The sequence below is a fragment of the Burkholderia sp. Ax-1719 genome (assembly GCF_011753055.1).
Lineage (GTDB): Bacteria > Pseudomonadota > Gammaproteobacteria > Burkholderiales > Burkholderiaceae > Paraburkholderia.
In genome coordinates, this window is the sequence record NZ_VWWJ01000038.1 from 35,401 (window position 1) to 56,583 (window position 21,183).

Here is a 21,183-nt window from a genome sequence, read left to right on the forward strand (position 1 = left end):
CGGGCGAAACCATCGGAGTGGCCGATGGTGGAGGTATCTTTCGATGGGTCCCGGGTGGGTAGCGTGCTGAGCCGGTGTCTTCACACCACACCGCTCCCGCCCGGCCACTCGCGCCGCGTCGCCCTCCAGCGATACGCCGCGCGCTCAGTCAGCGATGCGCTTAGCGCGTGTACATCGCGTTCCAGTCTTGCTGCGACACCGTAGCGCCGCGCACGCCCGATTCCGACGCATTGGCGACACCGCCGTAGGCGCTGGCGCCGTTACGCGCGGCAACCTTGGCTTCGGCTGCCTGGATGGCTTCCGGGTAGTGAGCCTGGTCGCCATCGCCAACGTGGTAACCGACTTGCTGGAGTTGAACCAGTTCGGCGCGCACCGAGGCGCGGGTGACGGGTGCCTGCTGGGCGAACGAAGCAACCGGAACGATAAGGGCAGCGGCAACAGCAACGGCTTGAATCAGGGACTTCATGATACGACCTCCAGTTTGGACTGAGCGGTCGACGTGCGACGGTATGTGCATGCGACCGATGTACGCATCCTAGGCTTCTCGATCCCTAGGGTTAACCCCTAAATCCAAACAAGACTTTTCCATCTCGTGGAAGGATCGCGGGAAAGCCCGCTGGACGGGCGATTGCGGAGGGTCGGATGGAGTGGCGCCCGCAGGAAGCGGGCGCGGCAGGCCGTTATCGTGACGAAACGATGTCGGTCGCGAGACCGAGCAGCGCGTCGACGTGAGCGGTCACACTCGCGTCGTAGCGGATGGCGGGGTGCAGTCCCGGCGTGGCCTGTCCGGCACTGCCAACGATGCGCCGGCCGCGCGCGGCAAGCGCTGCGTCGAGCGCGAGGCGCAGATCGGCGGCGTCATCGGGACGGAACACATATTTGGCGTCGTCGGCGATGGCATCGGCGCAACCGATGTTCGACGAAAAGATCACCGGCGTGCCGCACATCACCGACTCGATGCCAACGAGGCCAAACGGCTCGTACTTCGAGGCGAGAATCGTGTAATCCGCCGCGCGATAGGCGTTCTCCAGATCCTTCACGTAGCCGATGTAGCGCACGCGCTCGCTGGTGCGCTCCGGCGGCCGCCCCGCCACCGCTACGACCACGGGCGCATCGAGCGCCTCCACCACCGACTGGATCAGCGGCAAGCCTTTGCGCTCGTGGCTGCTCGACGGAAACAGCAGCACGGTTTCGTGTTCGCCAAAGCCATATTGCTGGCGCAGTTCCGCGCGCCTGGCGTCGTCGACGGGCGAAAAGCGCGTGCCGTCGACTGGCGGGCACAGCACGCGGATCTTCGCGTCATCCACGCCGTAGAGTTCGAGCAGCTCTTCGCGCATCAGCGCAGAATGCGCGACGATCACGCGCGATCGCGCATATTGACGGCTTTCGAGTTCGATCTGGCGCTGGTCCGAGCGGCGCGTCGGACGCCCGGTCGCGCGCAAAAAACCACGGTGCGTGCCGCCGCAGATCGCGATCTCCGACGAGTCGATCCGGTTGCAGCCGATCAGCACGTCCACACCGGCGCGACGGCGCAGCGCGGCCACCCGGCGCGAGAACCAGCTATCACGCCACTTGCCCGGCAGCAGCGAGACGTTGATGCGATGCGGTTCGACCAGCGCGTATTCGGCCAGAGACGGGTCGAATCTGCGCGCGAAAAACGCCGGCCGCTGGCGCCGCGCGGCCAGTCCCTGGACCAGGTCCATCGCATACCGTTCGAGCCCGCCGCTGTGCTTGAGCGCGTTTGCGGAAATACCAACCTTCATGAACCGTCCGACATGTGAATTTTTGTGCATAAATCGCGTGGGCCGATTATATAGCCCCACATCCAGGCATCGCCGAAGGAAAGCCGCCGTAATGCCCGCCCCCGCGCGCCGCCCGGCCCGACCCGCGTGGGCAAAAGGCCCTCCGGTATAATCGACCGGCTTTGAGCATGACTTTGGGCACTAAAGCGTCCATCCCTGGCCGCCCGGCGTCGGCAACGCGCCACCGGCTACATCGACATAAAAATTGACTGCCCTTCCGATTTGCGCCGGCCGCCATGAATCACGAAACAACCACCCTCCCTCGCCGCCTGGCTCCCATCGTTTCCCTGCTGCTGGTGCTCGGCCCCGCCACCAATCTGGTCTGGCGCGGCGGCACCGGCTACTGCTTTTTCCTGCTGCTGGCATTTGCGCTGTGGGGCCTGTACGCCTGCCGGCGCGAGCCCAGCTACTTCACCCCGTGGCGCGAGTACCGCTGGTACACCGCCGCCATGCTGGTGCCGCTGGTGGTGATCGTCGTCCAACAGGTCTTGATGGGTTACTGGGCGCCGCATCAGTTCGATGCGCTGTCGCGCTTCACGCTGGCGCTGCCGGTCTTCCTGCTGCTTAGCCGGGTGCCGTCGCGCAATCTCACCGCCGTCGGCTGGGGCTGCGCATTGGGCGCGCTCGCGGCCAGCGCGTGGGTCTTCGTCGATCGCCCGGTGGGCGGCTGGAGCGATGCGGAACGCCTGAACAACTACTACACGAACGCGATTCCGTTCGGCGATACGGCCCTGCTTTTCGCCTTCCTCGCCGTGTTCACGTTCGGCTGGGATCGCAAGGCACGTCCGCTCGCGCTCGTCGTCAAGCTTGCCGCGCTGCTCGCGGGCGGCTTCGTGTCCTATCTCTCGGGCACGCGCGGCGGCTGGGTCGCGATCCCCGTCTTCATGTTTCTGCTGGGCGTGCAGTACGGCTGGTTCACCCACTGGAAGCGCGTGGTGGTGGCCGTGGCGCTGGTGGCGGTGGCGGCCGGCGCGCTGCTGTCGACTGAGCGTGTGCGGCACCGTTTCGAGGATGTCAGTTCCGATGTCACGCGCATGCACCACGGCGACGAGGACTCCTCGACCGGCCTGCGTCTGCAACTCTGGAGCGCGTCGATCCGCCTGTTCGAGCGCCATCCGGTCTATGGCGTCGGCAAGGGCCATCTGGAAGCGGCGCTCGGCGATCTGGCGAGCCACGGCGAAGCGGCCCAGGCCATCGTCAACGAGCGTGCGCACAGCGACTTCTTCTCGGCCATCGCCGAAATGGGCACGATTGGCGCACTGAGCCTGCTGACGATCTACTTCGGCACCTCCGTGTACTTCTGGCGCGCGCGCCGCGACGCCGATGCGGTGATCCGCACGGCGGCGTGCAGCGGTCTTGCCGTTTCGTTCAGCACGATCCTGTTCGGCCTCACCATCGACGTGCTGGTGCCCATTCAGGTGATGGTGCTGATCTCGCTGCTCACCGCGACCTTCCTCGCGACCATCGTGTCGCGCCGGCGCGAGATCGCAGCCGGCAACTGATCCGCCGCTGCTTCTGCGGCCTCGGATCGAGCCGATAAAAAAAACGGCCCATCGCGTTTAACGCGATGGGCCGTTTGTCTTTGTGCAGCGCTTAAGCCGCGCTCTGCTGGAACTGGATCTGGTGCAGATGCGCGTAGAGACCGCGCTGTTCGAGCAGTTGCTGGTGCGAACCGCGCTCGACGATACGACCGGCTTCCATCACGAGGATGCGGTCGGCGCGCTCGATCGTCGACAGACGGTGCGCGATCACGAGCGTGGTGCGCCCCTTCATCAGCGTCTCCAGCGCCGCCTGCACGTGGCGCTCCGACTCCGAGTCCAGCGCCGAGGTCGCCTCGTCCAGAATCAGGATCGGCGCGTCCTTGTAGATCGCGCGCGCGATCGCCAGACGCTGGCGCTGACCGCCCGAAAGCTTCATGCCGTTGTCGCCGACCAGCGTGTTGACGCCTTCCGGAAGCGCCGCAATCGTGTCCCACAGATTGGCCGCGCGCAGCGCGCGTTCGACGCGTTCGAGGTCGGCGGTTTCGCCATAGGCAACGTTGTTCCCGACCGTGTCGTTGAACAGCGTGACGTCCTGGCTCACCATCGCGATCTGGCTACGCAGCGCATGCACGTTGTAGTCGGAAACCGGCACGCCATCGACAAGAATCTGACCGCCGCTCGGATCGAAAAAGCGCGGCAGCAGGTTCACGAGCGTGGTCTTGCCGCTACCCGAAGGGCCCGCCAGCGCGATCATCTCGCCCGGCGCCGCGGTGAAATGCACGCTTTCGAGGATCGGACGCCCTTCCGGCCCGTAGGCAAACGAAACATTGCGGAACTCGATTTCGCCGCGCGCGTGTTCGAGCGGCTTGCCGCCGCCTTCGGGTTCGGCGGGTTCGTCGATCAGGCCGAAAATCAGCTCGGCGGCCGTCATGCCGCGTTGCAGCGGCTGGTTCACGTCGATCAGGTGCTTGAGCGGCGAGATCACCAGCAGCATCGCCGTGACGAAGGACACGAAGCCGCCCACCGTGGTCTGGTCGTGCGATGCCTGAACCACGGCGATCGTCACCACGACCGCGAGCGCGATCGAGGCGAGGAACTGCGTGATCGGCTGGGCCAGACCGCCGGAGACCGTCATGCGCATCTGGTAGCCGCGCAGCCGCTTGCTGAGCTCGGTGAAACGGTCGATCTCGTACTGCTCGCCGTTGTGCACCTTGACCACCTTGTAGCCGCCCACCGTCTCTTCGACGATGTACGACAGGTCGTTGGTGAGCAGCTGGTAATCGCGGTTCAGGCGGCGCAGACGGCGGTTGATCTTGCTGACGAGCCAGCCGATCAGCGGCAGCAGCACGGCCACGATCAGCGTGAGACGCCAGTTGAGAATGAACAGGTAGCCGAGCAGGAAGACCACCGTGAGCGAATCGCGCACGGAAGTCACCAGCACCGACATCAGCACGTTCAGGATCTGGTTGACCTCGAACACGATGGCGTTGATGACCGTGCTCGCCGTCTCGCGCTGGAAAAAGCCAACGCTCGCGTGGATCATGCGCTCGAACATCTTGAGGCGCAGCTCCAGCAGGATGCGGTTCGACACGTACTGCAGCAGATAGCCGGACGCATATTGCGCGAGGCCCCGCACCAGCGAAAGGCCGATCACGGCGACCGGCACGATCCACGTGGCGCTCGGGCTGCCCTTGGTGCCGAAGCCGTGGTCGAGCAGCGGCTTGAGCAGCGCGGGAATGCCGGCCTCGGTCGCGGCCACGATGGCCAGCGTGGCGATGGCGCCGAGCGCCACCCAGATGAGCGGCTTCAGATACGGCCACAGCCGACGGCCGACGGAGCCGGGGTTCGAGGCCTCACCTTCGCCGATCGGCTTGCTGAGGGTGGATTGTCGGGGCTGCTCGCTCAAGGAATCCTCTGGAAAGCGTGTTCTGAAAACGGGGCGCGGCGGCGTCGGGAGGACGCCGCGTCAGCGCGGTACGCATTGTATACGGTTGGCGGGAGCGCCCGGCATACCCGCGAAGGCCGCGCGCCGGCGGACGCGGTGTGTATACTGCCTGCCGGCGCACGCGCCTTTGCGCGCGCCTCGACTCTCTCACCGCTGCATGACACAGACCACGCTCGGCGTCGCCATCATCACGAAAAACGCCGCGTTGCGGCTCGCTCAATGCCTCGACGCGCTGTCGTTCGCCGACGACATCGTCGTGATCGACGGCGGCAGCACCGACGGCACCGCACAGATCGCCCGCGCTCACGGCGCACGCGTCATCGAGCAAACCGACTGGCCGGGCTTCGGCCCGCAGAAAAACCGCGCGCTCGACGCCCTCGCCACCGACTGGATCCTGTCCATCGACGCCGACGAAATCGTCTCGCCCGAACTCGCCGCGTCAATGCGCGCGGCCATTGCCGCACCGCAAACGGACGTGTATGCGGTAGATCGCCTGTCGAGCTTCTGCGGCACGTGGATCCGCCACAGCGGCTGGTATCCCGACTGGATCCCACGCCTGTTCCGGCGCGGCGCCGCCCGCTTCTCGGACGATCTGGTGCACGAACGGCTGGTGTTCAGCGCGAGCGCCCAACGCCTCGAAGGCAAACTGTTGCACTACTCCTACGAGGATTTCGACGGCGTGCTACGCAAGCTCGACGCCTATTCGAGCGCCGGCGCCGCCCAGCGTGCCGCCGCCGGCAAGCGCGGCAGCTTCGGCAAGGCCGTGGCGCGGGGCGCGTGGGCCTTCGTGCGTACCTATGTGCTGCGCGCGGGCTTTCTGGACGGCCGCGCGGGCTTCATGATCGCGGTGTTCAACGCGGAAACGGTGTACTACCGCTTCCTCAAGCTCGCGCTGCTCAACCGCCGCAGCGCGTCCCCGGATCAATAAACGATCTCGATCGAACTGCCGGCGAACTCGCCGCGCAGCGCGGCCAGCAGATCGTCGGTGGGCTTGACGCGCCAGGCGTCGCCCAGACGCACTTCGCCTTGCGCGCGCTCGTTGCTGTAGACGATCTGCACCGCGAGGCCGTTCGGGATCACCACCTGTTCGCGCTCGCGGCCACGGCCGCCGCCGTATCCACCACCGCCGCCATCGCGACCGCCGCGTCCGCGCGTTTCGACCACCGGCGCGGGCAGCGAGTCATCCGGCTTGGCGCGATGCGCTTCGAGCACCGAACGCAGCGCGAGCGCATCGGCGTTGCCGTTCATCTGCAGCTTCACGGCCTGCGCGTAGCGGCTGCGCGCGCGCTCCAGATCCATCACGGTATCGACGGTAAAGCGGATGCCGCCCGTGAACGCATCGTTACGCGCGCCGCCTTGCACCACCAGCAGCTCGTCTTCCTTGAAAAGCGCCTTGTGCGCCTCGTACTGCTCGTTGAACACCGTCACTTCGCACTGGCCGGTGCCATCGTCGAGCAGCGCGATCAGCATCTTGCCGCGCTGGGTCATCTGCGTGCGCAGCGAGGCGATCACGCCCGCCACCAGTTTGTCGCGGCCTTCCTTCAGTTCGCCGATCTTCTGGCGCACGAAGCGGCGCACTTCGTTCTTGTAGGCGTCGAACAGGTGGCCCGACAGATAAAAGCCGAGCGCGCCCTTCTCTTCCTGGAGCTTGCGCTTTTCTTCCCACGCCGGTTCGTCGACGAGTTCGTGCGCCGCCAGCGGCGCGTCGCCCATGTCGAACAGACCCGCCTGCATGGCGTTGGCGCTCGCCTGATCGGCGGCTTCCATCGCCATCGGCACGGAGGCGATCAGTTGCGCGCGATTGGCGTGAATCGTGTCGAACGCGCCCGCACGGATCATCGCCTCGACCGTACGGCGATTGACCAGGCGACGGTCGATGCGCTCGCAGAAGTCGAACAGATCCTTGAACAGACCGCCCTCTTTGCGCGCGCGCAGAATTTCTTCGATGGCGTTCTGGCCGCTGCCCTTGATCGCACCCAGACCGTAACGGATGGTGCGCGAGCGCTTGCCTTCGGCCACGTGTTGATCGGCGACCGGCTCGAAGCGATACGCCGACGCGTTGACGTCCGGCGGCAGCACCTTGAGGTTGTTGGTCGCGCAGTCTTCGAAAAGGATCTTGACCTTGTCGGTGTCGTCCATGGCGAGCGACATATTCGCCGCCATGAATTCGGCCGGATGGTGCGCCTTGAGCCATGCCGTGTGATACGCGAGCAGTGCGTACGCGGCCGCGTGCGACTTGTTGAAGCCGTAGCCCGCGAACTTTTCCATCAAGTCGAAGGTTTCGTCGGCTTTCTCGCGCGTGAGGCCGTTTTTCGCCGCGCCTTCCGCGAAAATTTCGCGGTGCTTGGCCATTTCCTCGGGCTTCTTCTTACCCATCGCGCGACGCAGCAAGTCGGCGCCGCCCAGCGAGTAGCCGCCGATGATCTGCGCCATCTGCATCACCTGCTCCTGATAGACCATGATGCCGTAGGTCTCTTTCAGAACAGGTTCGACACGCGGATCCGGATACTCCACCACTTCGCGGCCGTGCTTACGCGCGCAGAAGCTGGGGATCAGGTCCATCGGGCCCGGACGATACAGCGCCACCAGCGCGATGATGTCCTCGAAGCGGTCAGGCTGCGCGTCCTTCAGCATGCCCTGCATGCCGCGGCTTTCCAGCTGGAACACGGCGACCGTATTCGCTTTCTTGAGGATCTGGAACGACGGCGCGTCGTCGAGCGGCACCTGCGCGAGCGACCAGTCCTGCTTCGACGGATCGAGCATGCGGATATAGCGCTCGGCCCAGTCGAGAATCGTCAGCGTGGTCAGACCCAGAAAGTCGAACTTCACGAGGCCGACGGCTTCCACGTCGTCCTTGTCGTACTGGCTCACGACGCCGCTTTCGTCGCCCTGCGTGTAGAGCGGGCAAAAATCTGTGAGCTTGCCGGGCGCGATCAGCACGCCGCCCGCGTGCATGCCGACGTTACGCGTGAGACCTTCCACGAGCTGCGCGAGGTCGAGCAGCTGGTGCACTTCGTCTTCGTTGTCGTAACGCTCCTGCAGCAGCGGCTCTTCCTTCATCGCATCGGCGATGGTGACGTGCTTGCCCGGCTTGAACGGAATCAGCTTGGCGACGCCGTCGGTGAAGTTGTAGCCGAGGTCGAGCACGCGGCCGATGTCGCGCACCGCCGCCTTCGCCGCCATCGTGCCGAAGGTGGCGATCTGCGAAACCGCATCCGCGCCGTACTTTTCCTTCACGTACTGAATGACGCGGTCGCGGCCGTGCTGGCAGAAGTCGATGTCGAAGTCGGGCATCGAGACGCGTTCCGGATTCAGGAAACGCTCGAACAGCAGGTTGTAGCGCAGCGGGTCCAGATCGGTAATGCCGAGCGCGTACGCGACCAGCGAACCCGCGCCCGAACCCCGGCCCGGACCGACCGGCACGCCGTTGTTCTTGGCCCAGTTGATGAAGTCCGCGACGATCAGGAAGTAGCCCGGGAAGCCCATCTTGATGATGGTGCCGCACTCGAATTCCAGGCGTTCGTTGTAGCGCGCGCGTTCGTTTTCGCGCTCGGCTTCGTTCGGATAAAGCTGAACGAGGCGGCTTTCCAGCCCTTCTTTCGACAATTGCACGAGGTAGTCGTCGAGCGACATGCCGTCGGGCGTCGGGAACAGCGGCAGCTTGGGCTTGCCGAGTTCGAGCGTCAGATTGCAGCGCCTGGCGATTTCGATGGTGTTCGCGATCGCCGAGGGAATGTCCGCGAACAGCGCGGCCATTTCTTCCTGGGTGCGAAAACGCTGATCGGTCGTGAAGCGCTTCTGACGGCGCGGATTGGCGAGGATGTCGCCTTCCGAAATACACACGCGCGCTTCGTGCGCGGTGTATTCCTCGCCCGTCATGAACTGCATCGGGTGTGTGGCGACCACCGGCAGTTGCAGATCCGCCGCCAGCGCGACAGCCTGTTCGATGTATTGCTCGCCGCCGGGCTGGCCGCAGCGCTGCAACTCGATGTAGTAGCCGTTCGGGAACAGCGTCGCCCAGCGCTGCGCGTGACGCTTCGCGCTTTCGACGTTGCCCGCGGCAAGCGCGAGACCCACGTCGCCCTGCTGCGCGCCCGAGAGCGCCAGCAGCCCTTCGCCCAGGCCGTTTTCGAGCCACGCGACATCGACTTCCGCACGGCCGCGATGCTGGTTCGTGAGCCAGGCCTTGGACAGCAGTTCGCACAGATTCAGATAACCGGTCTTGTCCTTCACGAGCAAAAGCAGGCGCGAAGGTTTGTCGCGGTCGTCCGGATTCATGATCCAGACGTCGCAGCCGGCAATGGGTTTGACCCCTTTGCCACGGGCTTCCGAATAAAAACGAACGAGGCCGAATGCGTTGCCGAGGTCGGTGAGCGCGAGCGCGCCCTGGCCGTCTTTGGCCGCCGCCTTGACGAGGTCGTCGAGGCGCACGATGCCGTCGGCAATCGAGAATTCGGAGTGGACGCGGAGATGGACGAAGCGGGGATCTGACATGGGCGTCATTGTACCTCTACGGTCCGGCGATTTTCGCCGCCGGCGGCGTGGGCAAAGCTGCCTGGGCGTGTGCTACATCAGCGCGCGACGCGGCCAGGCCTTACCAGGCGCTGCCAAGGACTTGCGCGCCGTCAGCGCCATGCGACACTGCCGCCGCCAGGACAACGCGCTGCAGGCGACTCGTCGCCCGGTTGAGGGATAATAGCGGATTGCGCCCGCCTCACTGACTGATTCACTGAGTGCTTCACTGACTGCGGGCCCGTCCGATTCAGCTTTGAGTGTTTGTTGGCCATGCGTATCCTCAACCTTTCCTCCTACCAGTTCGCAACGCTTGAGAAGACCGCCGAATGGCGTCCGCACGTGCTCGCGCGCTGCAATGAACTCGATCTTCGGGGCACGATCCTGCTCGCGCCCGAAGGCATCAATCTGTTCGTCGCCGGCGATGAGCCGAACGTGCGCGCCTTCATGGACTATGTGCGTACCGACCCGCTTTTCGAAGGCAAATTCGCTACGCTCCAGTTCAAGGAAAGCTTTTCCGAGGACCGTCCCTTTAATCGCATGCTCGTGCGTCTCAAGCGCGAGATCATCACGATGAAAAAGCCGGCGATCCGCCCCGAAGAAGGTCGCGCGCCGTCGGTTGCGCCGGTCGTGCTCAAGGCATGGCTCGATCGCGGCTTCGACGATGAAGGACGTCCGGTCGTCATGCTCGACACGCGCAACGACTTCGAAATCGATGTGGGCACCTTCGACCAGGCGCTCGACTACCGCCTCACTAAGTTCAGCGAATTCCCCGGCGTGATCGAGGCGAACCGCGGCGATCTCGAAGGCAAGACCGTGGTGTCGTTCTGCACGGGCGGCATCCGCTGCGAAAAGGCCGCCATTCACATGAAGGAAGTGGGGATCGAGCACGTTTATCAGCTCGAAGGCGGCATTCTCAAGTACTTCGAGGAAGTGGGCGGCGCGCATTACAACGGCGACTGCTTCGTGTTCGACCAGCGCACCGCGCTGAACCCGCAGCTCGAACCCACCGACAAGGTGCAGTGCTTCGCCTGCCGCGCCGTGGTGTCGGCAGAAGAACAGGCTTCGCCGCTGTACGAAATCGGCAAGAGCTGCCCGGCGTGCCATCCGGCGCGCGCGCAGTCCGCCGATCAGGCTTCGGACGCCGCCGCAGCGCACGCTGCGTAATCTGCGCGTGAGCGCATATCGCGGGCGCTTCGCGCCCTCGCCCACCGGCCCTTTGCACTTTGGCTCGCTGGTTTCGGCGCTGGCGAGCTGGCTCGACGCGCGGGCGCATGACGGCACGTGGCTCGTACGGGTGGAAGATATTGACGGCCCGCGCACCGTGCCCGGCGCGGCTGAAGACATTCTCGCCACGCTCGAACGCTTTGGCTTTCACGCCGATGAACCGCCCGTGTGGCAAAGCCAGCGCATCGGCCTGTATCGTGAGGCGCTCGATGCGCTGATCGCTTCGCATCATGTCTACCCATGCGGCTGCACCCGCAAGGAAATCGCCGATTCGCAATTGCACGCGCACCGGCGCAATACCACACTGATCTATCCCGGCACCTGCCGCGACGGCCTGCACGGCAAGACCGCGCGCGCGTGGCGTCTGCGCGTGCCGGACGATAGTCCCGCAGCATCCGCCGATAACCCCGCGCTGATCCGCTTCAACGATCGCTGGCAAGGTCCGCAGCACCAGGATCTGGCGAATGAAGTGGGCGATTTCGTGCTGCTGCGCGCCGACGGACAGTGGGCGTATCAACTCGCCGTGGTCGTGGACGATGCCGCGCAGGGCATCACGCACATCGTGCGCGGCGCGGATCTGCTCGACTCCACCGCGCGCCAGATCTGGCTGCAGCGGTGCCTGAAGGTGTCAACGCCTTCGTATCTGCACGTCCCCGTCGTCACCAACGCCGATGGCGAGAAGCTCTCGAAGCAGACTGGCGCGCAGGCGCTCGACGCCTCGCGCCCGCTGGAATCCTTGCTCGCAGCGGCAAAGCATCTGGGGCTCGAGCTGCGCGAACCCGCGCCCGCCTCGCTCGACGCGTTTCAGGCCGATGCGATCGACGCCTGGAAGCGCCGTCTCACGCACCTGCCAGCATAAAAACGCAGACAAAAAAAAACGGCGTGCCGGGCTAAAACCCGCACGCCGTGTTTGCGTTTGAAGCGCGTTTGAAGCGCGTCAGATTACGACGACGAGGACGACGTCGGCTTGTTGCGCCACGACGAACCCAGACCGCCCAGCAGCGCGGCCAGCGGCTGCTTCGACTTTTGCGGCGCTGCGGCCGGTTCCGGCTTGTTGTTCTCGGTCTTGCTGCGCGCGGCAGCCGAGGGCTCGTACGGCTTCAGGAAGAAGTCGTCGATGGGCTGCGAACGGTGGTGATGCGGACGCTCGAAGCTGCCCGTGCGGCGATGACCGCGCTCGGCACGCTCCGAACGCTCAGCGCGCTCGCTGCGTTCGCCGCGCGCTTCGCGGCTTTCACGGCCTTCGTGACCGTCGCGCCCATCACGTTCCCGACGGCGGCTGCCGCCTTCGTGATGCGCCACCGGCGTGTCGACCACCAGATGCTCCACCGTCAGCGGACGCTTGATGAGCTTCTCGATATCGGCGAGTTGCTTTCTCTCGTTCGAGCTGCACAGCGACAGCGCATCGCCCGTCGCGCCCGCGCGGCCGGTACGGCCGATACGGTGCACGTAGTCTTCGGCGTTGAACGGCAGGTCGAAGTTGATGACGGCCGGCAGTTCGGCGATGTCGAGACCGCGAGCGGCTACATCGGTGGCGACCAGCGCTTCGATCTCGCCGCGCTTGAAGGCGTCAAGCGCCTGCATACGCTCGTTCTGCGAACGGTCGCCGTGAATCGCGGCGGCCACGATGCCGGCCTTCTCGATCTGACGCGCCAGACGGCTTGCGCCGATCTTGCTGTTACAGAACACGATCACCTGCTTGAGCCCGCGCGAACGGATCAGTTGCACGACCGCGCCGGTCTTGTCGCCTTCAGCGACTTCATAAACGATCTGCGTGACGTTCGCATTCGTCGAGTTGCTGCGCGCGACTTCGATGGTCTGCGGCGTGCGCAGGTACGTCGCGGCGAGCTTCTTGATTTCCGGCGAGAACGTGGCCGAGAACAGCAGCGTCTGACGCTCCTTGGGCAGCAGGTTCAGGATGCGCTGCAGGTCCGGCAGAAAGCCCATGTCCAGCATGCGGTCGGCTTCGTCGAGCACGAGCATCTGGACCTGGCCAAGCTGGGTGGTCTTCTGCTGGACGTGGTCCAGCAGACGGCCCGGCGTGGCGATCAGGATCTCGACGCCGCGGCGCAGCTCTTCCGATTGCGGATTCATGTCGACGCCGCCGAACACCACGGCGCTGCGCAGCGCCGTGTGCTGCGCGTAGGTACGCACGTTGTTGGCGACCTGGTCGGCCAGCTCGCGCGTAGGCGTGAGGATCAGCGCGCGCACCGGATGGCGGGCAGGCGATGCGCTCGTGCTCGCCATCGGCAGCAGGCGTTGCAGGATCGGCAGCGAGAAGCTGGCCGTCTTGCCGGTGCCGGTCTGGGCGGCGCCCATCACGTCACGGCCCGTGAGGACCACGGGAATGGCCTGCGCCTGGATCGGCGTGGGCGTCGTGTAGCCCTGCTCCTGGATCGCCTTGAGGATGTCGGGCGCGAGGCCGAACTGATCGAAGGTCGCAGTGCTGGGCTTGACGTCGGTGTCGGACATGGTGGGTTTCGCTATAAAGGCGCTAGGCGCACGAGGCGCCATGCGCCTCAAATAATCACTGCGGGACTGCGGTGGTGCTGGCAGATGCTGCAAGGCTCGTGGCCCTGGCTCTCTCTGGATTGCCCGGGAGCGACCGGCAGGACCGGTCGTGGCGGACAGCTTGCGGAACGGGCCGCTTGCGCGGACGGGAGCGCTCTGGTACGGGGTGCGCTGGCGTGCTGCCGCGCTCGACCCGCGCTTTTAGACGCGTGCTCCACTCACCCGGTGAGATCACCGTGGCTCGTTCCCTTATTTACACGCCGATGCGCGGTCTGGACGTCGCGCGCATCTGTTGCATGGCGGCACGTGCTGACTGGCCCGGCCGCTTCGGTGTCACCGGCACAGCGCCCAGGCGCAAGCAGGCGCAATCCGGCGAAAGGCCGGTATTGTAGCACCTCGGCATAAATCCCTATGGCCCCAAGGGCGGCCTTCTGCAAAGGCTAGGCGCGGCTGGTCGGGCCCTTTGGGCTGCCTGCGCGTCCCGTGCGAAACACCGCCCTCTTCAAGCGCAGCAAAGAATCACCACGTTTCGCGCGTCACCATCAGCCGCAACTCGGTCATATCCTCGATGGCGTAGCGCACGCCCTCGCGGCCCAGGCCCGAATCCTTCACGCCGCCATACGGCATGTTATCGACGCGAAATGACGGAATATCGTTGATGACCACGCCGCCCACATCGAGCCCATCCCACGCGCGATGCGCATTGGCTAGCGAATCGGTGAACACGCCCGCCTGCAGGCCAAAATCGCTGTTATTAACGATGTCGAGCGCCTGGCCGAAATCGTCGAAGCGTTCGAGAATCGCCACCGGCCCGAAGGCTTCGCGCCGATACAGATCGGTACCGCGACCCACGTCTTCCAGCAGCGTCGCCTCGAACATCGCGCCGTCCACCTTGCCGCCCGCGATGATCTTCGCGCCCGCCAGCACCGCGCTCTCCATCCAGCCCGCGAGGCGCTTCGACTCCGATTCCGAAATCATCGGCCCGACGAAAGTGCTTTCGTCCTTCGGATCGCCCATTTTCAGCGTCTTGACCTTGGCGATCAGCTTGTCGCGCACCGCGTCGTAAAGCGACGCGTGCACGAGAATGCGCTGCACGCCGATACAGCTTTGCCCCGACTGGTAGTACGCGCCAAACGCGAGCCGGTCCACCACGTAATCGAGCTTCGCGCCCTGATCCGCATCGACGATGGCCGCCGCATTGCCGCCCAGTTCCAGCACCACCTTCTTCTTGCCCGCCTTCGCCTTCAGATCCCAGCCCACTGCGGGCGAGCCGGTAAAGGACAGCAGCTTGAAGCGCTCGTCGGTGGTGAAGAGATCGGCGCCGTCGCGATGCGCGGGCAGGATCGAAAACGCGCCCTTGGGCAAATCCGTTTCCGCCAGAATCTCGCCGATGATGAGCGCGCCCACCGGCGTGCGGCTCGCGGGCTTCAGCACGAAGGGCACGCCCGCCGCCAGCGCGGGCGCGACCTTGTGCGCGGCCAGATTGAGCGGAAAGTTGAACGGCGAGATAAACGAACACGGCCCGATCGGCACGCGCTTCACGTAACCGTGATAGCCCTTGGCGCGCGCCGAAATTTCCAGATTGATGATGTCGCCGTCGATACGCACGCTTTCTTCAGCGGCCACGCGGAAGGTGTCGATCAGGCGCGTGACCTCGCCGCGCGAATCGTTGATCGGCTTGCCCGCTTCGATGCACAGCGCCATCGCCAGTTCGTCGAAGCGCTCGCGAAAGCGCGCCACGCAATGGTCGATCACGGCCTGGCGCTTGAACGGCGGAAAGGCGCGCAGCGCGGGCATGGCGGCCTCGGCGGCGGCGATGGCTTTGTCGATCGCCTTCGCATCGGCCATTGCCACGCGCGTGGCGACTTCGCCGCTGTATTTATCGGTGACTTCGAGATCGGTATTGGCGGCGACGGCCTCGTTCGCCAGATAGTACGGATAAGTCGCTTTGAGCATGACGCGTTCTCCGGAAAGACGCGGCGCGCCACGTCACAGCAGGTCAGGCCGCGCCGACGGTTTGTGCAATTCGTTTGCGATTCTTGGGCGATACCGATGCAAGGCTTAAAGCTGCGCGCTCAGCCGTTTGATCTCGCGATTGAGCACGCGCTCGTTGTCCGAATAATCGATCGGCACGTCGATCACATGCACGCCCGGCTCGGCGAAACAGCGCGTGATGAGCGGCCCGAATTCGTCCGCCGCCGTCACGCGATGCCCGTGCGCGCCATAACTGCGCGCGTAATCGACGAAATCGGGGTTCTGCAGCGTCATGCCGTAATCGGGGAAATTCATGTTTTCCTGCTTCCAGCGGATCATGCCGAAAGCGTCGTCGCGCAACAGCAGCACGACGATGTCGAGCTTCAGGCGCACCGCCGTCTCCAGTTCCTGCGAATTCATCATGAACCCGCCGTCGCCGCACACAGCCACCACCTTGCGCTCGGGATGCACGATCTTGGTCGCAATCGCCGAAGGCAGGCCCGCGCCCATCGAGGCCAGCGCATTGTCGAGCAGCACCGAATTCGGCTCGCGCGCCCGGTAATACCGCGCGAACCAGATCTTGTACATGCCGTTATCGAGACACAGGATGCCGTCCTCGGGCATCGCCTGATAGACGTCGTGCACGAGGCGCACCGGATAGATCGGAAAACGTTCGTCGTGCTGGCCTTTGGCGAGATGGGCGTCGAAGTGGCGCTTGATCTCTTCGAAGCGCGTGAAATCCCACGCGTGCTCGCGCGACTTGAGCGCTTCCTTCAGTTGCCAGACGGCGTTGGCGATATCGCCCACCACCTCGATCTGCGGGAAATACACCGGATCGACTTCCGCGCCCAGGAAGTTCACGTGGATCACGGTCTTGCCTTCAGCGCTGCGCATGAAGAACGGCGGCTTTTCGATCACGTCGTGGCCGACGTTGATGATGCAGTCGGCGTGCTCGATGGCGCGGTGCACGAAGTCGCCATCCGAAAGCGTTGCGTTGCCAAGCCACAGCGGATGCGACTCGTCGATCACGCCCTTGCCCATCTGCGTGGTGAAAAACGGGATGCCGGTCTGATCGACGAATTCGCGCAGCACGTTGCGCGTGGTCTTGCGATTGCCGCCCGCACCGATCATCAGCACCGGATGCCGCGCCGAACAGATCGCCGCCACCGCATGCGCGACCGCTTTCTCCTCGGCGACCGGGCGGCGGCTGAAACTCTTGGGAATGGGCTTGCCGTCGCCCTCTTCATCGGCGACATCCTCGGGCAGTTCCAGATGCACCGCACCCGGACGCTCCTGCTCGGCCTGCCGGAACGCCTCGCGCACCAGCGCCGGAATATTGCCGATGGAAACAATCTGGCGTGCGTACTTGGTGAGCGGTTCCATCATGCGCACCACGTCGACGATCTGGAAATGGCCCTGCTTGCTGGATTTGATGGGCTTCTGGCCCGTGACCATCAGCATCGGCATGCCGCCGAGCTGCGCATAGGCGGCGGCCGTCACGAAGTTGGTCGCGCCGGGGCCGAGCGTGGCGAGACACACGCCGGTGCGTCCCGTCAGCCGCCCATAGGTGGCGGCCATGAAACCGGCGGCCTGCTCATGGCGCGTAACGATCAGACGGATCTTCGAGCGCCGCAGCGACTCCAGCAGATCGAGATTTTCCTCGCCGGGAATGCCGAAGATGTACTCCACGCCCTCGGCTTCGAGCGCCCTCACGAACAGATCCGATGCCTTCATCGACCACCTCGCAGAAAGGGGCGAGGGCCGCCGCCCTTCGCATGGCCGACAGATTACTCCCGCAGGACGGAATGCGTCGTGAAGCGCGCAGGTCTGAAGGCGGGACTAGCGCATGATCGTCGCGCAGCCCGCGACGATGGGTTTGGCGTTGGGGTCGGCCATGGTGTCGTAGAGATCGCCGCCGGGGCCTTTGGTCCACCACGCGTAACGGTCGCCGACATATTTCACGCCCGAGGCCGCCACCACGCCGACGAGCAGCACCTTGCGGCCGTCAACCGGCACGAGCGCGAAGCTCTGGCCGTTGGACGCGTTGAAATAGCTGACCTTGAAGGTCTTGCCGCTGGCGCAGGTGTAACTGAAGGTCTGACGCGACTGGACGTGGATGTCACGAATGGCGAGCGGCGCGCCGTCATGGCCGTTGCCCGACGCCGCGTGTGCGGCGGGGATCGCGATTGTGACAAGCGCCACGAACGCGCCACAGAGCGCGCCACCGAGCGCGAGGAAACGGGATACACCGTTGCGAGCATCGATCAAGGCGAACTCCTGACGTGCCAAACCGGTTGGAAGAAAGATCGGAAACCGCAGATCAAGGATCGATCACATCGGCGCAGGCATCGGTGGGCGCGGCTGCGACGTGGCCGACCAGCGGCACGATCTTCAGTCCCGCCGACGCCACGCGGCAAGGCGCGGCCGCCAGCCCGCAACCCGACAGCGCAAAAACGCACGACAACGCGCTCATCCAGCACGTAAGACGCAGCACACGCGATCTGCTCATACCCACCTCCCAGCCTCAGCCTGACACGATAACCCGCGTTACGCCGGCGGGGTGTTGCGGTGCTGCGCTGCTGCACATTCGCGCGCGCGAGCGGCAACGATCAGACGCTGCCGCTCGACTTTGGTTCGATCGGGGTGTGCCCTTACTTCGACGCCTCGCCCGCCACCGGGCGCACCGCCGCCGCAGCGGCCCGTGCGCGTGCGCGTGCTTCTTCGAGATCGGCGCCCGTCGCGAGCGCCACGCCCATGCGGCGCTTTACGAAGCTTTCCGGCTTGCCGAACAGGCGCAGGTCCGCGCCCGGCACGGCCAGCGCATCGGCGATGCCTTCGAAGGCGATGCCGCGCGCGTCCATGCCGCCGTAGATCACCGCCGACGCGCCCGGGCCGCGCGCCGTCGTATCGACCGGCAGGCCGAGAATCGCGCGCGCGTGCAGTTCGAATTCCGAAAAGCGTTGCGACGCCAGCGTCACCAGCCCCGTGTCATGCGGACGCGGGCTGACTTCCGAGAACCACACTTCGTCGCCGCGCACGAACAGTTCGACGCCGAACAGACCACGCCCGCCCAGCGCCTCGGTCACCTTGTGAGCGATCTCGCGCGAGCGTTCCAGCGCCTTCGCGCTCATCGGCTGCGGCTGCCACGACTCGACGTAATCGCCGTCCACCTGCTTGTGGCCGATCGGGTCGCAGTAATACGTCTGCACCTGGCCGCTGCCCGAATCCGTCGCGCGCACGGTGAGTTGCGTGATTTCGTATTCGAAGTCGATAAAGCCTTCAACGATCACGCGGCCGTGATTCACGCGGCCGCCCGCGAGCGCGTATTGCCACGCGTGCTCGACATCGGCGTCGCTGCGCAGCACCGACTGCCCCTTGCCCGACGAGGACATCACCGGCTTCACCACGCACGGGTAGCCCACCTTGGCGATGCCGGCCTTCAGCTCGTCGAGCGAATCGGCGAACGCGTACGGAGACGTGGGCAGACCGAGCTCTTCGGCGGCGAGGCGGCGGATGCCTTCGCGGTTCATCGTGAGCTGGGCGGCGCGCGCCGTGGGGATGACTTCGGCCACGCCTTCGGATTCGACCGCGGCGAGGGCATCGGTAGCGATGGCCTCGATTTCCGGCACCACGAGGTGCGGACGCTCGGCGTCGATCAGCGCGCGCAGCGCCTTGGGATCGGCCATGTCGATGACGTGCGCGCGATGCGCGACCTGATGGCCGGGCGCGTTCTCGTAACGGTCGACGGCGATCACCTCGACGCCAAGGCGCTGCAACGCGATGATCACTTCCTTGCCGAGCTCGCCAGCGCCGAGCAGCATGACACGGGTGGCGGAAGCGGAAAGCGGCGTGCCGATGCGGGGGCCGGTCTGCATGATGTCTCCAGAAATCACGGTGAATGAATGACGATGAGGCGCGACGCTCGCGCGCTTCATGGATGACGCACGAATGCGAGGAAGCGTCGATGTTAACACGCGCACCCCATGCGTTTTGCCTGGCCGGATGGCCAACGCGGATGCTTTGCGGGTGCAATGACGCCCGCCGCGGCTCACTCCCGCTCGTTTCCAACTAACTGTTACAGGTGAAGGGCTTTCGCGCGAAGAAGTCACCATTTAGCGAACGTTTGCGCTCGCATGGCGTCTCCTGGTGCGTTACGCTTACGCCTTCGCCAGTTACGAGGAAATGCGATGTCCCACCGCTTGAGCACACGCCCCGCCGGGCACACGATGACGCGCCTGCTCGCGTCGCGCGCGGCGCCGCTCGCGGCCGCCATCGGCGCAGCACTGATGCTTGCCGCGTGCAAGCTGCCGGTTCACCAGGACGCGTCCGCACCCGCGCCCGACCCGTTCAATCCCGCCGCCACGCAGTTGCTCGACAACACGCAATGGCAGCTCGTCGAATGGAAGCGCGCCGACGGAACGCTGCGCGCCATTCCGGGCGCCAACGCCGATGCCGGCGCCGCAGCCGCGCCGGGCGCGCGCCCGCTCACGCTCGATCTGTCCACCGCGAACGGCCAGCGCCGCGCCAGCGGTTTCTCGGGCTGCAACCGCTACATGGGCCGTTACACGCTCAAGGACGGCCTGCTGTCGTTCGACCAGCTCGCGGGCACGCGCATGGCATGCGTCGGCGCGGGCGGCGAGATCGAAGGCCCGTATCTGGACGCGCTCGCGCATATCGCTCGCACCGGCGTGCAGATGCGCTCGCCGCAGGCGCTGCTGCTCATTCTGGAAAACGGCGATCACCTGACGTTCGCGCAGGCTGGCGCGGCCGTCCCCGCAGCGGCATCCGCGACGCAAGGTCAGCAGGGTCAGTGAAGCGCTAGCGCACTGCCCCGTAGCCGCGCGCTCATCCCGCGCGGCTGTTTTTTTGCTGCTGACTGTTGCTGACTGCTGCTGACTATTTGTCGCGTTTTGCCCGCGCGTTTTCCCGATTCGCGTCGACTGGCCGACCGCTCCCCTGACGATGCCCCCCGCCAATGCAGCGCCGCGACAACGCGCATGGCGGCGCACCAGGGTCGAGCGGTTACACTCGACACCTTGCCCAAACTTTCATCGTAGATCTCTGGCATGCACACGGTAGTTCCTGGCTGGTTCGGCTTATCGGCCGTCTGGTTCATCCCTCTGATCTGGCGTCTCGTGAAGTCGGTGCTGCCCGGCGGCGCGGGACTGCGCGGCCCCGGCACGATCCGCCTGTGGCTCGGCTTCTTCTGCGTGCTGCTGTCGAGCTGCGCGCTCGAAGCCTCGCTCATGAATATCGAGGGCTTCGATGCGCTCGGCCACGCGCTGGGCGGCGGCCTGAGCAAACTGATCGGCCACGTCGCCGCCCCCCTCGCGATGACGGCGCTGTTCTTCATCAGCCTGCCGTGGCTGATCGAGTTCCGCTGGCGCGACTTCTTCGTCTGGGCCGACGTCTCGCTCGGCCTTGGCCTGAACATCCGCCCGTCCAATGACGACGATGAGGACGGCGAGCGCGTGTCGCGCCGCAGCCGCCGCGCGTCGCAAGACAGCGCGAAGGCGTCAAGCGCATCGACCGGCATGAGCGCCGGGCTCGCCGGGCTGGGCAGTCTGGGCAGCGCGCTTGGCCTCGGCGGCGGTCTCGCCGCGGGCGAAGGCCCGAATATCGGTTCGGGCGCGGGCACCCCCGCACCGCACGACGACCCGCCGCGCAAGCGACCGACGGTCTGGCGTCCGCAGATGCTGGGCAAACGCGCAGCGGCGAGCGCCGCCGCTGC

The 21,183-nt window shown here is 65.4% G+C and carries 15 protein-coding genes and 1 pseudogene; 6 read left to right on the forward strand and 10 right to left on the reverse strand.

Translation table 11 applies throughout. The features are described 5' to 3' along the window. Positions 1–160 precede the first annotated feature (160 nt). Together F3J17_RS33490 and F3J17_RS33495 are read right to left on the reverse strand one after the other, a co-directional pair. Positions 161–466, reverse strand: coding sequence for a DUF4148 domain-containing protein (locus tag F3J17_RS33490; protein ID WP_167069728.1), 306 nt, complete (start codon positions 464–466; stop codon positions 161–163). Positions 467–680: 214 nt separating this feature from the next. Then, positions 681–1,763, reverse strand: coding sequence for a glycosyltransferase family 4 protein (locus F3J17_RS33495; protein WP_167069730.1), 1,083 nt, complete (start codon positions 1,761–1,763; stop codon positions 681–683). A gap of 275 nt (positions 1,764–2,038) precedes the next feature. Here F3J17_RS33495 and F3J17_RS33500 point away from each other — a divergent pair, with 275 nt between their 5' ends. After that, on the forward strand, positions 2,039–3,304 hold the full coding sequence (locus F3J17_RS33500; protein WP_167069732.1) for an O-antigen ligase family protein: 1,266 nt from the start codon (positions 2,039–2,041) through the stop codon (positions 3,302–3,304). Positions 3,305–3,395: 91 nt separating this feature from the next. Here F3J17_RS33500 and msbA read toward each other — a convergent pair whose 3' ends face one another. Continuing rightward, positions 3,396–5,189 (reverse strand): lipid A export permease/ATP-binding protein MsbA, encoded by a 1,794-nt coding sequence (msbA, locus tag F3J17_RS33505; RefSeq protein ID WP_167069734.1) that lies wholly within the window; start codon positions 5,187–5,189, stop codon positions 3,396–3,398. A gap of 196 nt (positions 5,190–5,385) precedes the next feature. Here msbA and F3J17_RS33510 point away from each other — a divergent pair, with 196 nt between their 5' ends. Beyond that, the gene (locus F3J17_RS33510) at positions 5,386–6,156 is read left to right on the forward strand and encodes a glycosyltransferase family 2 protein (protein WP_167069735.1); all 771 of its coding nucleotides are present in this window, start codon (positions 5,386–5,388) and stop codon (positions 6,154–6,156) included. Here the strand turns inward: F3J17_RS33510 and dnaE are convergent. After that, positions 6,150–9,731 (reverse strand): DNA polymerase III subunit alpha, encoded by a 3,582-nt coding sequence (dnaE, locus tag F3J17_RS33515; protein ID WP_167069737.1) that lies wholly within the window; start codon positions 9,729–9,731, stop codon positions 6,150–6,152. The two genes, F3J17_RS33510 and dnaE, sit on opposite strands and share 7 nt — an antisense overlap. Positions 9,732–10,013: 282 nt before the next feature. Between dnaE and F3J17_RS33520 the strand changes: the two genes are divergently transcribed. Together F3J17_RS33520 and gluQRS are read left to right on the forward strand one after the other, a co-directional pair. After that, a complete protein-coding gene (locus tag F3J17_RS33520) occupies positions 10,014–10,907 on the forward strand; it encodes a sulfurtransferase (RefSeq protein ID WP_167069739.1) in 894 nt (297 codons plus the stop codon). A 7-nt stretch (positions 10,908–10,914) separates the two neighbouring features. Beyond that, positions 10,915–11,826 (forward strand): tRNA glutamyl-Q(34) synthetase GluQRS, encoded by a 912-nt coding sequence (gene gluQRS / locus F3J17_RS33525; RefSeq protein WP_167069741.1) that lies wholly within the window; start codon positions 10,915–10,917, stop codon positions 11,824–11,826. A gap of 83 nt (positions 11,827–11,909) precedes the next feature. Here gluQRS and F3J17_RS33530 read toward each other — a convergent pair whose 3' ends face one another. The 6 genes from F3J17_RS33530 to purT all read right to left on the reverse strand — a co-directional run bounded on the left by F3J17_RS33530 (position 11,910) and on the right by purT (position 19,327). Next, positions 11,910–13,439, reverse strand: coding sequence for a DEAD/DEAH box helicase (locus F3J17_RS33530; RefSeq protein ID WP_167069743.1), 1,530 nt, complete (start codon positions 13,437–13,439; stop codon positions 11,910–11,912). Positions 13,440–13,997: 558 nt separating this feature from the next. Next, on the reverse strand, positions 13,998–15,434 hold the full coding sequence (locus F3J17_RS33535) for an aldehyde dehydrogenase family protein (RefSeq protein WP_167069745.1): 1,437 nt from the start codon (positions 15,432–15,434) through the stop codon (positions 13,998–14,000). A gap of 105 nt (positions 15,435–15,539) precedes the next feature. Beyond that, entirely contained in the window at positions 15,540–17,186 is a 1,647-nt protein-coding gene (locus tag F3J17_RS33540; RefSeq protein WP_167069747.1) for an acetolactate synthase large subunit, read from the reverse strand. Between the two features lie 105 nt (positions 17,187–17,291). Further along, positions 17,292–17,720: an MliC family protein gene (locus F3J17_RS33545; RefSeq protein ID WP_205195075.1), complete on the reverse strand. Its 429-nt coding sequence runs from the start codon at positions 17,718–17,720 to the stop codon at positions 17,292–17,294. A 52-nt stretch (positions 17,721–17,772) separates the two neighbouring features. Next, complete coding sequence (locus tag F3J17_RS33550; RefSeq protein WP_345891283.1) at positions 17,773–17,925, reverse strand: DUF6726 family protein; 153 nt, start codon at positions 17,923–17,925, stop codon at positions 17,773–17,775. Between the two features lie 178 nt (positions 17,926–18,103). Beyond that, the gene (gene purT / locus F3J17_RS33555) at positions 18,104–19,327 is read right to left on the reverse strand and encodes a formate-dependent phosphoribosylglycinamide formyltransferase (protein WP_167069750.1); all 1,224 of its coding nucleotides are present in this window, start codon (positions 19,325–19,327) and stop codon (positions 18,104–18,106) included. Positions 19,328–19,678: 351 nt separating this feature from the next. Between purT and F3J17_RS33560 the strand changes: the two genes are divergently transcribed. Together F3J17_RS33560 and F3J17_RS33565 are read left to right on the forward strand one after the other, a co-directional pair. Further along, a complete protein-coding gene (locus tag F3J17_RS33560) occupies positions 19,679–20,266 on the forward strand; it encodes an META domain-containing protein (RefSeq protein ID WP_167069760.1) in 588 nt (195 codons plus the stop codon). Between the two features lie 252 nt (positions 20,267–20,518). Continuing rightward, a pseudogene (locus F3J17_RS33565) lies at positions 20,519–21,183 on the forward strand (DNA translocase FtsK 4TM domain-containing protein); the annotation flags it as partial.